The organism is Streptomyces sp. NPDC127108 (genome assembly GCF_042677545.1).
GTDB lineage: Bacteria > Actinomycetota > Actinomycetes > Streptomycetales > Streptomycetaceae > Streptomyces.
Genome location: NZ_JBHXTE010000023.1, coordinates 1 through 14206, shown reverse-complemented (window position 1 = coordinate 14206; position 14206 = coordinate 1). Strand labels below are relative to the sequence as shown.

Below are 14206 nucleotides of genomic sequence, written 5' to 3'. Positions count from 1 at the left end.
GCCTCACCTGCTTCAGCCCGCCGTCTCCCCGCCCCACGTGGTCGGGGAGACGGCGGGTTCGCGCTTTTCCGGCGGCACCGGCGCCTCACCACGGCCCGGGCGGCGCTCCCCGGTCACCTCCGCGCGTCGGCCCAGCGCCCGCGAGACCGCCACATCGGGGCTCAGCTCGGTGCCCGCCCGCACACACGCCTCGTACCGCTCGTCGCCGAGCCGTTCCCGGGCCTGCGCCTCGCACAGGGCGTGCGGCCCGCCGAAGTGCTCCGAGCCGAAGAGCGGCAGCCCCACCGACGGCCAGATCCGCGCCGCGGCACCCTGCAGCACCGCCGCCTCCGCCGCGTCGCCCTCCGCCACCGTGAACAGGGCGAGCAGCTCGACGGCGAGCGCCGTGCCGAGCAGGTCGTGGAAGGCGTGGTCCAGGTCCAGACACCGGGTGACCAGGTCCCGCGCCCGCCCGTGCTCGCCGTGCGTCCAGGCCGCGTAGCCGAGGACGTACAGGGCGTAGGCCAGTGCCCAGCGCTCCCCGTGGTCCTCGCAGACCTGCCGGGCGTCCTCGCACAGCTCCACCGCGTCCCCGAGCGACCCCTGGAAGGCCAGCGCCATCGCCAGCTCGACCTGGCCCATCAGGACGTTGCTGTTCAGCTCCCCGATCCGCCGGTACTGGTCGAGCGCCGTGCGCAGCAGCCGCTCCGCGCGCGGCATGTCGTCCGTGACCAGCGCCAGACAGCCCAGGCGGTGCACCGCGTACGCCGCCGCGACGGCGCTGCCGGTGCGCTCGGCCGTGTCCTGGCACTCCTGGAGCGCGCACAGCGCGGGCACCGTGTCGCCCTGGAGGATCGCCACGTACCCGAGGACCCATAGCGCCTTGAGCCGCGACTCCTCGTGCGCGCCGTCCAGTTCGACGGCCCGCTCCAGCCAGTGCCTGCCCTCCGCGAGGCGCCCGCAGCCGACCCAGCAGAACCAGAGCGTGCCCGCCAGATACTGGCCCAGGTGCGTCTCGTCCGGCTCGGTCAGACAGAACTCCAGGGCGGTGCGCAGATTGGGCAGCTCGCACTCGACGAGCGTGGCCACCTCGGCCTGCCGGGGCGAGAACCAGTCCAGCTCGCACCACGTGGCGAGTCCCATGTACCAGTCGCGGTGCCTGCGCCGCATCCGGGCCGCGTCGCCGGCCGCCTCCAGCCACTCCGCGCCGTACGCGCGGACCGTGTCGAGCATCCGGTAGCGCACCCCCGTCGGGCTCTCCTCGCGGGAGACCACGGACTGCGCGAGCAGCTCGTCGAGCACGTCCAGGACGTCGTCCGCGTGCAGCCCGTCGCCGCTGCACACGTACTCGACCGACTCCAGGTCGAACGGCCCGGAGAAGACGGAGAGCCGCGCCCACAGGAGCCGCTCCCGCGCCGTGCACAGCTCATGGCTCCAGCCGATCGCCGTCCGCAGCGTCTGATGCCGCGGCGGCACGTCCCGGCGCGTACCGGCGAGCAGCCGGAACCGGTCGTCGAGGCGGGTCAGGAGCTGCCCGGGGGAGAGCACCCGCAGCCGACCCGCCGCCAGTTCCAGGGCGAGCGGGATGCCGTCGAGACGGCGGCACAGCTCCCGCACGTCGGCGAGGTCGCGCTCGTCCGGCGCGAAGCCCGGCAGGCACGCCGCCGCCCGGTCCGTGAACAGCGCGGCCGCGTCCGCCTCCGGCATCGGCGCGAGCGGAAGCACCCGCTCACCGGCCGTGCCGAGCGGCCTGCGGCCCGCCGCGAGCACCCGAAGGCCCGGGCAGCGCAGCAGCAGATCCCGCACCAGCGACGCCGTCGCGTCCACCAGGTGCTCGAACCCGTCGACGACGAGGAGCAGTTCACGCCCCGCGAGCCGGTCGAGCAGCACCTGCCGCGGCGAGCGCCTCGTGTGGTCCGTCAGCTCCAGGGCACTGGCCACGGCGTGCTCCACGAGCTGCGGGTCACGCACCCCCGCGAGCTCCACCAGCCAGGCCCCGTCCCGCGGCCCGCCCGCCGCCGCCACCCGCACCGCGAGCCGTGACTTGCCCACGCCGCCGACGCCCGTCACGGTCACCAGACGCGCGGAGGCCAGGGCCGCGGGCAGGGCCGCCAGTTCGGCGGTGCGCCCGACGAAGGCGGTCAGCTCGGCCGGGAGGTTCCCCATGGCGGGCGGGCAGCCGCGGGAGCCGGCGGAGTCGCTCCGACGGTCGTCGGGGCGCTGAGAGCGTCGCATGGGGTACGGAGCGTACTCAGACGTAAGCGTTCCGTACAATCAGTTGGCCCGAGCTCGCGCGTACTGCCGCGCCCAAGTGCCGCATGCGGTAATGCGGTACGGAGCCGGGGCCCCGGCGCGATAGGGTCGGAGGACGACTTTTCGACGTTCGACGACCTTGGGATCCACAGCGAATCCAGGGCGATGTCTCAGGGAGCGGTGAGCGGTGTCCGGTGGCGAGGTGGCCGGGATCCTGGTGGCCGTCTTCTGGGCGATTCTGGTGTCCTTCCTGGCCGTGGCGCTGGCAAGGCTGGCGCAGACGCTCAGGGCGACCACCAAGCTCGTCGCGGACGTGACCGAGCAGGCAGTGCCCCTGCTCGCCGACGCCTCGACGGCCGTGCGCTCCGCGCAGACCCAGATCGACCGCGTGGACGCCATCGCCACGGATGTCCAGGAAGTCACGTCGAACGCGTCGGCGCTGTCCACGACCGTGGCCTCCACCTTCGGCGGCCCGCTGGTCAAGGTGGCGGCGTTCGGCTACGGAGTGCGCCGGGCCCTCAGTCGTAAGGAAGTGCCCGCCAAGCCGTCGCGTCGTACGGTGATCGTGGGCCGCACCCTCCCGTCCGCACGGCGGGGCAAGCGGAAGAAGGACTGACGCAGCGATGTTCCGACGTACGTTCTGGTTCACCGCGGGCGCGGCCGCCGGCGTCTGGGCCACCACCAAGGTCAACCGCAAGCTGAAGCAGCTGACGCCGGAGAGCCTCGCCGCCAGGGCCGCCGACAAGGCGCTCGAAGCGGGCCACCGGCTCAAGGACTTCGCGCTCGACGTCCGCGACGGCATGGCCGAGCGCGAGGCCGAGCTGGGCGACGCCCTCGGCGTGAACGCCCCGGTCGACCCCGAACTGCCCGCACAGCGTCGCTTCGCGCTCGTCGAGCCCGCCACCAAGAAGACCCCCAAGTCCCTCGCGAAGTCGACGGACACGATGTACTCGTACAACCGGAATGAGGACCACTGATGGAGTCGGCTGAAATCCGCCGCCGCTGGCTGAGCTTCTTCGAGGAGCGTGGGCACAAGGTCGTGCCGTCGGCGTCGCTGATCGCAGACGACCCGACGCTGCTCCTCGTCCCCGCGGGCATGGTCCCCTTCAAGCCCTACTTCCTGGGCGAGGCCAAGCCGCCCGCCCCTCGTGTCACCAGCGTGCAGAAGTGCGTGCGCACGCCCGACATCGAAGAGGTCGGCAAGACCACCCGGCACGGCACGTTCTTCCAGATGTGCGGCAACTTCTCCTTCGGCGACTACTTCAAGGAAGGCGCCATCAAGCTCGCCTGGGAGCTGCTCACCGAGCCCCAGGACAAGGGCGGCTACGGCCTGGACCCGGAGAAGCTCTGGATCACGGTCTACAAGGAGGACGACGAGGCCGAGCGCATCTGGCGCGACGTCATCGGCGTCCCCGCCGAGCGCATCCAGCGCCTGGGCATGGGCCCCAACTTCTGGTCCATGGGCGTCCCCGGACCCTGCGGCCCGTGCTCGGAGATCAACTACGACCGCGGCCCCGAGTTCGGCGAGGAGGGCGGCCCGGCCGTCAACGACGAGCGCTACGTGGAGATCTGGAACCTGGTCTTCATGCAGTTCGAGCGCGGCGCGGGCACGGGCAAGGAGGACTTCCCGATCCTCGGCGACCTGCCGTCGAAGAACATCGACACGGGCCTCGGCCTGGAACGCCTCGCCATGATCCTGCAGGGCGTACAGAACATGTACGAGACCGACACCCTGCGCGTCGTCATGGACAAGGCCACCGAGCTGACCGGCGTGCGCTACGGCGCCGAGCACGGCTCGGACGTCTCGCTGCGCGTGGTCGCCGACCACATGCGCACGTCCGTGATGCTCATCGGCGACGGCGTCACGCCCGGCAACGAGGGCCGCGGCTACGTCCTGCGCCGCATCATGCGCCGCGCCGTCCGCAACATGCGCCTGCTCGGCGCCTCCGGACCGGTCGTCGCCGAGCTGGTCGACACGGTCATCAAGACCATGGGCGAGCAGTACCCGGAGCTGCTCACCGAGCGCAAGCGCATCGAGACCGTCGCCCTCGCCGAAGAGGCCGCCTTCCTCAAGGCCCTCAAGGGCGGCACGAACATCCTCGACACCGCCGTCACCGACACCAAGGCCGCCGGTTCCACCGTGCTGCCCGGCGACAAGGCGTTCCTGCTCCACGACACCTGGGGCTTCCCGATCGACCTCACCCTGGAGATGGCCGCCGAACAGGGCCTGACCGTGGACGAGGACGGCTTCCGGCGCCTGATGAAGGAGCAGCGGGAGCGCGCCAAGGCCGACGCCCAGGCCAAGAAGACCGGCCACGCCGACCTCGGCGCCTACCGCGAGATCGCCGACAACGCCGGAGCCACCGACTTCACGGGCTACACGGCCACCGAGAACGAGGCCGTGATCGTCGGCCTCCTCGTCGACGGCGTCTCCTCGCCCGCCGCCACCGAGGGCGACGAGGTCGAGATCGTCCTCGACCGCACCCCGTTCTACGCCGAGGGCGGCGGCCAGATCGGCGACACCGGCCGCATCCGCCTGGACAGCGGCGCCGTCGTCGAGGTCCGCGACGTCCAGAAGCCGGTGCCGGGCGTGCACGTCCACAAGGGCGTCGTGCAGGTCGGCGAGATCACCGTCGGCGCTCCGGTGTGGGCCTCGATCGACTCCCACCGCCGCCGCGCCATCGCCCGCGCCCACTCCGCCACGCACCTCACCCACCAGGCGCTGCGCGACGCGCTCGGCCCGACGGCCGCCCAGGCCGGCTCGGAGAACCAGCCCGGCCGCTTCCGCTTCGACTTCGGCTCGCCGTCCGCCGTGCCCACGACCGTGATGACGGACGTCGAGCAGCGGATCAACGACGTGCTCTCGCGGGAGCTCGACGTCCAGGCCGAGGTCATGTCGATCGACGACGCCAAGAAGCAGGGCGCCATCGCCGAGTTCGGCGAGAAGTACGGCGAGCGCGTGCGCGTCGTCACCATCGGCGACTTCTCCAAGGAGCTGTGCGGCGGCACCCACGTGCACAACACCGCCCAGCTCGGCCTGGTCAAGCTGCTCGGCGAGTCCTCCATCGGCTCGGGCGTGCGCCGCATCGAGGCCCTCGTCGGCGTCGACGCGTACAACTTCCTGGCCAAGGAGCACACGGTCGTCGCCCAGCTCCAGGAGCTGGTCAAGGGCCGCCCCGAGGAGCTGCCCGAGAAGATCTCCGGCATGCTCGCCAAGCTGAAGGACGCCGAGAAGGAGATCGAGAAGTTCCGCGCGGAGAAGGTCCTCCAGGCCGCCGCCGGTCTCGCCCAGGGCGCCAAGGACGTGCGCGGCGTCGCGCTCGTCACCGGCCAGGTCCCGGACGGCACCACCGCCGACGACCTGCGCAAGCTGGTCCTCGACGTGCGCGGCCGCATCCCGAGCGACCGTCCGGTCGTGGTGGCCCTGTTCAGCACCGCCAACGGCCGTCCGCTGACGGTCATCGCCACCAACGAGTCCGCCCGCGAGCGCGGCCTCAAGGCCGGTGACCTGGTGCGCACCGCCGCCAAGACCCTCGGTGGCGGAGGCGGCGGCAAGCCGGACGTCGCCCAGGGCGGCGGCCAGAACGTGGCCGCCATCGGTGACGCCATCGCCGCCGTCGAGCGCCTCGTCACCGAGACGGCCTGAGGCCCGCCCCGATGACCGAAGGCATCCGTCGCGGGCGCAGGCTCGCGATCGACGTCGGGGACGCCCGGATCGGGGTCGCCTCGTGCGACCCCGACGGGATCCTCGCCACACCGGTGGAGACCGTGCCGGGACGTGACGTCCCGGCCGCCCAGCGCAGGCTCAAGCAACTCGTCGAGGAGTACGAGCCGATCGAGGTCGTCGTCGGGCTCCCTCGCTCCCTCAAGGGGGGCGAGGGCCCGGCCGCCGTGAAGGTCCGCGGCTTCGCCCAGGAGCTCGCCGCCGGGATCGCCCCCGTTCCGGTGAGGCTCGTGGACGAGAGGATGACCACAGTGACGGCCAGTCAGAGCCTGCGCGCCTCCGGCGTGAAGTCCAAAAAGGGCAGGTCTGTCATCGATCAGGCGGCGGCCGTGGTGATTCTGCAGCAGGCGCTGGAGTCCGAACGGGCGTCAGGAAGGGCACCCGGCGAGGGCGTCGAAGTGGTCATCTGATCGCGATACGGTAACGTTCCGCGCGATGCGGCGGCGTTCGAACAGCCGACGCACAGCATCAAGAGGCGGAACGGTTGCCCTGATATCCAGTCGGCGGCCCCCGCCTCGCGGCTCGTAGGGGATCGATGACTGAGTATGGCCGGGGCCCAGGCTCCGAACCGTGGCATCCCGAGGACCCGTTGTACGGGGACGGCGGATGGGGAGGACAGCAGGGCAATGGCCCGTCCCCCTACGGCGGCCAGGAGCAGTACCACCCCCAGCAGCCGCACCAGCAGCACCCCCAGCAGTCGCACCAGCAGCACCCCCAGCAGTCGCACCACCAGCCCCACCCGCAGCAAGGGCAGTACCCGCACCAGCAGGCTCACCCCCAGCAGGCCCAGCACCCGCAGCAGCAGGCTCCCTACGGCGACTGGAACTCGGGCCAGCACCAGGCCTACGGCTCCCAGGGCTATGACCAGCAGGGCTATGACCAGCAGGGATACGCGCCCGCCCAGGCGCAGTACGGCGGGGGCGGCCAGCCCGGCGACGGCGGCTGGGACACCGGGCAGAACGGGCAGGTCCCCTACGGCGGCGACCCGGTGGACCCCTACGGCGGGCAGCAGGCGCCCTACGCCGAGGAACGCCCCGACTACTACGGCACCTCGGAGGCCTACCCGCCGCCCGAGCCGCCGGGACGTCGGCGCCCCGCACCCGAACCGGAGCCGGAGACCGACTGGGACCCCGGGCCCGACCAGGGCGAGCACGCCTTCTTCGCGGACGGCGCCGACGAGGACGACGACGAACCGGGGCGCGACGGCGGCCGCGGCGACCGCCGGGGCCGCGGCGGCAAGAAACCCAAGAAACGCCGCAGCGGCTGCGCCTGCCTGGGCGTGACCGTGGTCTTCGCCGGTGTACTCGGCGGCGTCGGCTACTTCGGCTACCAGTTCTACCAGGATCGTTTCGGCACGGCCCCGGACTATTCCGGCGACGGCACCGCGTCGAATGTCACCGTCACCATCGAAAAGGGTTCAGGTGGCTATGACATCGGCAACCGCCTCAAGGCCGCCGGAGTCGTCAAGAGCGTCGACGCATTCGTCTCCGCACAGGGCAAGAACCCGGACGGACAGAAAATCCAAGCGGGCGTCTACACCCTGAAGAAACAGATGTCGGCCGCGTCCGCCGTCGAATTGATGCTCAGCCCGAAGAGCCGTAACAACCTCATCATTCCGGAAGGCAAGCGGAATGTCTGGGTGTACAACGAGATCGATGAGCGGCTGCAGCTGAAGAAGGGCACCACGAAGGACATCGCCCACAAGGAATGGAAGAAACTCGGCCTGCCCAAGTGGGCCACGGCCAACATGTCCAGTGAGGCCATGGACCCGCTGGAAGGCTTCCTCTACCCCTCCAGCTACCCCGTCGCCAAGGGGCAGAAGCCCGCGGACGTCCTGCGGAAGATGGTGGCCGAAGCCACCGCCAAGTACGACTCGATGGGCGTCGAGGCGCAGGCCTCGCAACTGGGCCTGAAGAACCCGCTCGAGGTCGTCACGGTGGCGAGCCTCGTGCAGGCGGAAGGCAAGTACAAGCACGACTTCGAGAAGGTCGCGACGGTCGTCTACAACCGACTGAAGCCCGGCAACACCGAGACGTACGGCCTCCTCGACTTCGACTCGACGGTGAACTACCTGAAGGGCCAGTCCAAGCTCGCCATCGGCTCCGTCGACGAACTCCGCAAGCTGAAGGACCCGTACAACACCTACAAGATCAAGGGCCTGCCGCCCGGACCGATCGGCAACCCGGGCGAAGTCGCGATCAAGTCCGCGCTGAATCCGGCGAAGGGCAACTGGTACTACTTCGTCTCCGTCAGCGAGGACGAGACGCTCTTCGCGGAAACGAACGAAGAGCAGAACCGGAACCGCAAGAAGTACGAGCAGAACCTCCAGGAACAGAACGGTCAATGAGCGCACACGTGCGCCGAGCGGCAGTGCTCGGCTCTCCCATCGCCCATTCGCTCTCCCCGGTGCTGCATCGCGCCGCATATCGGGAACTGGGCCTGAGCGACTGGTCGTACGACCGTTTCGAGGTCGACGAGGACGCGCTGCCCGGGTTCTTCGAACAGCTCGGGCCCGAGTGGGCGGGGCTCTCCCTGACGATGCCGCTGAAGCGCGCCGTGATCCCGCTGCTCGACTCGGTCAGCGACACCGCCGCGTCCGTGGAGGCCGTCAACACGGTCGTGCGGACGGACGACGGGCGCCTGACCGGCGACAACACCGACATCCCCGGCATGGTCGCCGCCCTGCGGGAGCGCGGCATCGAACAGGTCGATTCCGCCGCGATCCTCGGCGCGGGCGCCACGGCGTCCTCCGCGCTCGCCGCGCTCGCCCGGATCTGCACCGGTGAGGTCGTCGCGTACGTACGCAGCGAGGCCCGCGCCGCCGAGATGCGGCAGTGGGGCGAACGGCTCGACATCGCGGTGCGCACCGCCGACTGGGCGGACGCCGAGCGGGCCCTGCACGCGCCGCTGGTCATCGCCACCACCCCGGCGGGCACCACGGACGAGCTGTCCCACGCCGTGCCGGAGCGGCCCACCACGCTCTTCGACGTGCTGTACGACCCGTGGCCCACGACGCTCGCGGCGCGCTGGTCGGCGTACGGCGGCGCCGTCGTCAGCGGGCTGGACCTGCTGGTGCACCAGGCGGTGCTGCAGGTCGAGCAGATGACGGGGCGGACCCCCGGACCCCTCGACGTGATGCGCAAGGCGGGGGAGCGGGCGCTCGCGGGGCGCTGACGGCCGACAGCGGGCGGACGGGGGCGTGCCGCAGCGGAGTCCGTCCCGGCGTCCGTCAGATGGACCGGGCGCCGGGTCACGCCCCGGGACGTGGGAGGATCAGGGGTGGCGGGCCAGGGCCGCGCACCCGGTCGCGCCGACAAGCAGTTCCAGGCGCGAGCATGAGGAGCACCGTTGAGCAGGTTGCGCTGGCTGACCGCGGGGGAGTCCCACGGACCCGCACTGGTGGCGACGCTGGAGGGCCTTCCGGCCGGCGTCCCGATCACCACGGACATGGTGGCGGACCACCTCGCCCGGCGGCGCCTCGGCTATGGGCGCGGCGCCCGCATGAAGTTCGAGCGCGACGAGGTCACGTTCATCGGCGGCGTCCGGCACGGACTGACCATGGGCTCGCCCGTCGCGGTCATGGTGGGCAACACCGAGTGGCCCAAGTGGGAGCAGGTCATGTCGGCCGACCCGGTCGACCCCGGCGTCCTCGCCGAGCTGGCCCGCAACGCCCCGCTGACCCGGCCCCGGCCCGGCCACGCCGACCTCGCGGGCATGCAGAAGTACGGCTTCGACGAGGCCCGCCCGATCCTGGAGCGCGCCTCCGCCCGCGAGACCGCGGCCCGCGTGGCCCTCGGCGCGGTCGCCCGCTCCTACCTGAAGGAGACGGCCGGGATCGAGATCGTCAGCCACGTCGTGGAGCTGGCCGCGGCCAAGGCTCCGTACGGCGTGTACCCGACCCCCGCCGACGTCGAGAAGCTCGACGCCGACCCCGTGCGCTGCCTCGACGCCGACGCGTCGAAGGCGATGGTCGCGGAGATCGACCAGGCCCACAAGGACGGCGACACCCTGGGCGGTGTGGTCGAGGTGCTCGCGTACGACGTGCCGGTGGGGCTCGGCTCGCACGTGCACTGGGACCGGCGCCTGGACGCGCGGCTCGCGGGCGCCCTCATGGGCATCCAGGCAATCAAGGGCGTCGAGGTCGGGGACGGCTTCGACCTCGCGCGGGTGCCGGGCTCGAAGGCGCACGACGAGATCATCGCCACCGCCGACGGCGTCAAGCGCGCCACCGGCCGGTCCGGCGGCACCGAGGGCGGCCTCTCCACGGGTGAGCTGCTGCGGGTGCGCGCCGCGATGAAGCCCATCGCGACCGTGCCGCGCGCCCTCGCGACCATCGACGTGGCCACCGGCGAGGCGGCCAAGGCGCACCACCAGCGCTCCGACGTCTGCGCCGTCCCCGCGGCCGGGATCGTGGCCGAGGCCATGGTGGCGCTGGTGCTCGCGGACGCGGTCGCGGAGAAGTTCGGCGGTGACAGCGTGACCGAGACCCGCCGCAACGTCCGTTCGTACCTCGACAACCTCCAGATCCGGTGACGGGCGGCGAGGCCGGACCGGTGGCCGAGGGGTCGACGGACGCCGCCGCCGGGTCCACGCACCGGCCGCGCGTCGTGCTCGTGGGCCCGATGGGCTCGGGCAAGTCCACGGTCGGCGTGCTCCTGGCCGACCGGCTCGGTGTGGCCTACCGGGACACCGACGCCGACATCGTGGCCGCCGAGGGCCGCGAGATCGCCGACCTCTTCCTCGACGAGGGCGAGCCGTACTTCCGCGAGCGTGAGCGCGCGGCGGTGCGGGCCGCCGTCGCGGGACACGACGGCGTCCTCGCCCTCGGCGGCGGCGCGATCCTCGACGAGGGCACCCGCGCGCTGCTGCGGGGCCTGCCCGTGGTCTACCTCGCGATGGACGTCGACGAGGCGGTCCGCCGGGTCGGGCTCAACACCGCCCGGCCGCTGCTCCTGGTCAACCCGCGCAAGCAGTGGCGCGAGCTGATGGACGCGCGCCGCCATCTGTACGAAGAAGTCGCCCGCGCCGTCGTCGCCACGGACGACCGCACCCCCGAAGAGGTCGCGGAAGCGGTCCTCGACGCACTGGAGTTGAAGGAAGCATGAGCGAGGCAGTGACGCGCATCCACGTCGGCGGCACGGCGGGCACCGAGCCGTACGAGGTGCTCGTCGGGCGGCAGCTGCTCGGTGAACTCGGCGCCCTGATCGGCGACGCCGCCAAGCGGGTCGCCGTCATCCACCCCGAGTCGCTGGCCGAGACCGGCGACGCGCTGCGCCAGGACCTGGCCGACCAGGGGTACGAGGCCGTGGCCGTGCAGGTGCCCAACGCCGAGGAGGCCAAGACCGCCGAGGTCGCCGCGTACTGCTGGAAGGCGCTCGGGCAGTCCGGTTTCACGCGCACCGACGTGATCGTGGGCGTCGGCGGCGGTGCCACCACCGACCTCGCCGGATTCGTGGCCGCGACCTGGCTGCGCGGGGTGCGGTGGATCGCCGTGCCGACGACCGTGCTCGCCATGGTCGACGCGGCGGTCGGCGGCAAGACCGGCATCAACACCGCCGAGGGCAAGAACCTGGTGGGCTCCTTCCACCCGCCCGCGGGCGTGCTCTGCGACCTGGCGGCGCTCGACTCGCTGCCGGTGCACGACTACGTCTCCGGGCTCGCGGAGATCATCAAGGCGGGCTTCATCGCCGACCCGGCGATCCTCGACCTCATCGAGGCCGACCCGGAGGGCGCCCGTACGCCCACCGGGCCGCACACCTCCGAACTGATCGAGCGCTCCATCAAGGTCAAGGCCGAGGTCGTCTCCGGCGACCTCAAGGAGTCCGGCCTGCGCGAGATCCTCAACTACGGGCACACGCTGGCGCACGCCATCGAGAAGAACGAGCGCTACAAGTGGCGGCACGGTGCCGCCGTCGCCGTCGGCATGCACTTCGCGGCCGAACTCGGCCGCCTGGCGGGCCGCCTTGACGACGCGACCGCCGACCGTCACCGCACCGTCCTGGAGTCCGTGGGGCTGCCGCTGAGCTACCGCTACGACCAGTGGCCCAAGCTCCTGGAGAACATGAAGGTCGACAAGAAGTCCCGCGGTGACCTGCTGCGCTTCATCGTCCTCGACGGTCTCGCCAAGCCCACCGTCCTGGAGGGCCCGGACCCGGCGGTGCTGCTCGCCGCGTACGGGGAAGTCGCCGACTGACCGCGTGGTCCGCCCTGTTCGGGGCGGACCGAAATCAGCCATGGGCACTTCTCGGCCGCCCCGGCCGTTCACACAACATCGGCCGGGGACGGTACCGTTCGGTAAGGGTGGCCCCGGCTGCCGCCCGCATCAGCAGTCGTACGAGACGGAGTGGCACCGGATGCAGCACGCTGTGGGGTCTCCGTTGCCGCCGCCCCCTCAGCCGGGGCACGGACCGGCCACCGGCTGGTCCCCGGCCGCACACCACCCGAGCGGTCCGCCGCCGGGTGCCGCTCCGGGTTCCCCGCCGCCGCACGTGCCCGGGACGCCGAGTGCCTCGCACGCACCGGGCGCGCCGCACGCACCGGCTCCGCACGTGCCAGGATCGCAGCACGCCCCGGGACCGGTCCCGGGCGTTCCGCACGCTCCGGGGCCGACGGCGCACGCGCCCGGACCGGCCCCGCACGCTCCCGGTCACGCCCCGCACCCCGCAGCCGCCGGGCACGCCCAGACCGGCCCCGCCGCGCACCACGCCCCCGCGCCGCCCGCCCGTGACACCACCGGCCACATCCAGCTCCCGCCCGGCGGCCCCGTCGCCATGCCGAGCCCGCCGCCCGGCACGGCCCGCGCCGACACGGGCTCCACCACGCTCGCCGTGCTCCTCATCGGCCCCGCGGGCGCGGGCAAGACCAGCGTCGCGAAGTTCTGGGCCGAGCACCGGCGCGTGCCGACGTCCCACATCAGCCTCGACGACGTACGCGAATGGGTGCGCTCGGGCTTCGCCGACCCCCAGTCGGGCTGGAACGACCACTCCGAGGCGCAGTACCGCCTGGCGCGGCGCACCTGCGGCTTCGCCGCGCGGAACTTCCTGGCCAACGGCATCTCCTGCATCCTCGACGACGCCGTCTTCCCCGACCGGCCCGTGGTCGGCCTCGGCGGCTGGAAGCGGCACGTCGGCCCCGGTCTGCTCCCGGTCGTCCTGCTGCCCGGACTCGAAGTCGTCCTGGAGCGCAACGCCCAGCGCAGCGGGAACCGTCGCCTCACGGACGAAGAGGTGGCCCGCATCCACGGCCGCATGGCCGGGTGGTACGGCTCGGGGCTGCCGATCATCGACAACTCCCAGCTCGACGTCCCCGCCACGGCCCGTCTCCTGGACGACGTCCTGGCCCGCGCGATCGCGAGTCCGCCCCAGTGGTAGGGGCGGCGGGGCGCGGGCGTCCGACGGCACGGTAGCGGTGGCCTCAGCCGCCTCAGCCGCCTCAGCCGCCTCAGCCGCGCGGCTCATGAGTCACGAGTAGGTCACCCCGCCTCCGAAGCTCCTTCACCCCCGAGGGCACGGCGCTACGGTCGGGGCCCGGCGGTATCAGAGCCCGGAAGATCGGGGGACGAGATGACCACTCCGCATGTACCACCAGCCACGCCCCGTACCGCGCCCAAGTGGGCACGGAAGCGCTTCGTGCTCCCCGCTCTCGCCCTCGCGTTCCTGATCGGCATCGGTGCGGGCGCCAGCGGCGACGCCTCCGAGGGCGACACGAAGTCCACGCAGGCCGCCGCACGGTCCACGGTCACCGCGACGACGACGGTGACCCCCAAGGCCAAGGTCGAGAAGGCCGAGCCCGAACCGGCGGAGACCGTCACCGTGCGCACGACGAAGACCGTGAAGGCCACCGTCACGGTGCGGCCTCCGAGCGGCGGCTCGGGCGACGACGACCCCGGCGGTTCCGGCGACGACGGCTCGGGCAGCGGCTCCGGCGGCGGTGCCGCCTACTACGCGAACTGCGCCGCGGCCCGCGCGGCGGGTGCGGCGCCCGTGCACCGCGGCGAGCCGGGCTACGGCCGTCACCTCGACCGCGACGGGGACGGCGTCGGCTGCGACACGTGATCGCTGGCCGCTTCTCGGGACGGCCCCCGCCGTCCGGGGCGGGCCCCGTAAGGGGCGCGGGGAACTGCGCGCTCAGCGCGCGAAAAGCCGCAGAAGCGTCTGCGGAGATCCCGGCAGACGCGTCTGCGGCTTTGTTGTGGCTGGTCGCGCAGTTCCCCGCGCCCCTTACGGGGCCCGGCCCCGGCAGCACACGGGG

At 72.3% G+C, this 14206-nt stretch carries 12 protein-coding genes; 11 read left to right on the top strand and 1 reads right to left on the bottom strand.

Annotated features, from left to right (window positions below; translation table 11 throughout):
* Positions 1–12: 12 nt before the first annotated feature.
* Complete coding sequence (locus tag ACFVHO_RS20575) at positions 13–2214, bottom strand: ATP-binding protein (protein WP_385716344.1); 2202 nt, start codon at positions 2212–2214, stop codon at positions 13–15.
* A gap of 205 nt (positions 2215–2419) precedes the next feature.
* Here ACFVHO_RS20575 and ACFVHO_RS20570 point away from each other — a divergent pair, with 205 nt between their 5' ends.
* The 11 genes from ACFVHO_RS20570 (at position 2420) to ACFVHO_RS20520 (ending at position 14010) form a co-directional block, all read left to right on the top strand.
* Positions 2420–2848, top strand: coding sequence for a DUF948 domain-containing protein (locus ACFVHO_RS20570; RefSeq protein WP_030360489.1), 429 nt, complete (start codon positions 2420–2422; stop codon positions 2846–2848).
* A gap of 7 nt (positions 2849–2855) precedes the next feature.
* Positions 2856–3209 carry a DUF6167 family protein gene (locus ACFVHO_RS20565; protein WP_385716341.1) on the top strand — a complete coding sequence of 118 codons (354 nt, stop codon included), beginning with the start codon at positions 2856–2858 and terminating at the stop codon, positions 3207–3209.
* Positions 3209–5878 (top strand): alanine--tRNA ligase, encoded by a 2670-nt coding sequence (gene alaS, locus ACFVHO_RS20560; RefSeq protein ID WP_385716338.1) that lies wholly within the window; start codon positions 3209–3211, stop codon positions 5876–5878. The genes ACFVHO_RS20565 and alaS overlap by 1 nt, the downstream gene beginning before the upstream one ends.
* 23 nt (positions 5879–5901) lie before the next feature.
* Positions 5902–6366, top strand: a complete 465-nt coding sequence (gene ruvX / locus ACFVHO_RS20555; protein ID WP_385716636.1) for a Holliday junction resolvase RuvX — start codon at positions 5902–5904, stop codon at positions 6364–6366.
* Between the two features lie 125 nt (positions 6367–6491).
* Positions 6492–8303 (top strand): endolytic transglycosylase MltG, encoded by a 1812-nt coding sequence (gene mltG, locus ACFVHO_RS20550; protein WP_385716335.1) that lies wholly within the window; start codon positions 6492–6494, stop codon positions 8301–8303.
* The gene (locus ACFVHO_RS20545; protein ID WP_385716332.1) at positions 8300–9130 is read left to right on the top strand and encodes a shikimate dehydrogenase; all 831 of its coding nucleotides are present in this window, start codon (positions 8300–8302) and stop codon (positions 9128–9130) included. Before mltG ends, ACFVHO_RS20545 begins: the two co-directional genes overlap by 4 nt.
* A 174-nt stretch (positions 9131–9304) precedes the next feature.
* Complete coding sequence (gene aroC / locus ACFVHO_RS20540) at positions 9305–10489, top strand: chorismate synthase (protein WP_385716329.1); 1185 nt, start codon at positions 9305–9307, stop codon at positions 10487–10489.
* An 89-nt stretch (positions 10490–10578) separates the two neighbouring features.
* The gene (locus ACFVHO_RS20535; RefSeq protein WP_385716633.1) at positions 10579–11061 is read left to right on the top strand and encodes a shikimate kinase; all 483 of its coding nucleotides are present in this window, start codon (positions 10579–10581) and stop codon (positions 11059–11061) included.
* Positions 11058–12149, top strand: a complete 1092-nt coding sequence (aroB, locus tag ACFVHO_RS20530) for a 3-dehydroquinate synthase (RefSeq protein WP_385716326.1) — start codon at positions 11058–11060, stop codon at positions 12147–12149. The genes ACFVHO_RS20535 and aroB overlap by 4 nt, the downstream gene beginning before the upstream one ends.
* 160 nt (positions 12150–12309) lie before the next feature.
* The gene (locus ACFVHO_RS20525) at positions 12310–13326 is read left to right on the top strand and encodes an AAA family ATPase (protein WP_385716323.1); all 1017 of its coding nucleotides are present in this window, start codon (positions 12310–12312) and stop codon (positions 13324–13326) included.
* 192 nt (positions 13327–13518) lie between these two features.
* Positions 13519–14010 carry an excalibur calcium-binding domain-containing protein gene (locus ACFVHO_RS20520; RefSeq protein WP_385716321.1) on the top strand — a complete coding sequence of 164 codons (492 nt, stop codon included), beginning with the start codon at positions 13519–13521 and terminating at the stop codon, positions 14008–14010.
* The last annotated feature ends 196 nt before the right edge of the window (positions 14011–14206 follow it).

Excerpts from the sequence above, each read along its gene's own strand:
- ACFVHO_RS20575 (WP_385716344.1), bottom strand. The coding sequence starts at position 2,214 with ATGCGACGCTCTCAGCGCCCCGACGACCGTCGGAGCGACTCCGCCGGC.
- ACFVHO_RS20565 (WP_385716341.1), top strand. The coding sequence starts at position 2,856 with ATGTTCCGACGTACGTTCTGGTTCACCGCGGGCGCGGCCGCCGGCGTC.
- alaS (WP_385716338.1), top strand. The coding sequence starts at position 3,209 with ATGGAGTCGGCTGAAATCCGCCGCCGCTGGCTGAGCTTCTTCGAGGAG.
- mltG (WP_385716335.1), top strand. The coding sequence starts at position 6,492 with ATGACTGAGTATGGCCGGGGCCCAGGCTCCGAACCGTGGCATCCCGAG.
- ACFVHO_RS20545 (WP_385716332.1), top strand. The coding sequence starts at position 8,300 with ATGAGCGCACACGTGCGCCGAGCGGCAGTGCTCGGCTCTCCCATCGCC.
- ACFVHO_RS20535 (WP_385716633.1), top strand. The coding sequence starts at position 10,579 with ATGGGCTCGGGCAAGTCCACGGTCGGCGTGCTCCTGGCCGACCGGCTC.
- aroB (WP_385716326.1), top strand. The coding sequence starts at position 11,058 with ATGAGCGAGGCAGTGACGCGCATCCACGTCGGCGGCACGGCGGGCACC.
- ACFVHO_RS20525 (WP_385716323.1), top strand. The coding sequence starts at position 12,310 with ATGCAGCACGCTGTGGGGTCTCCGTTGCCGCCGCCCCCTCAGCCGGGG.
- ACFVHO_RS20520 (WP_385716321.1), top strand. The coding sequence starts at position 13,519 with ATGACCACTCCGCATGTACCACCAGCCACGCCCCGTACCGCGCCCAAG.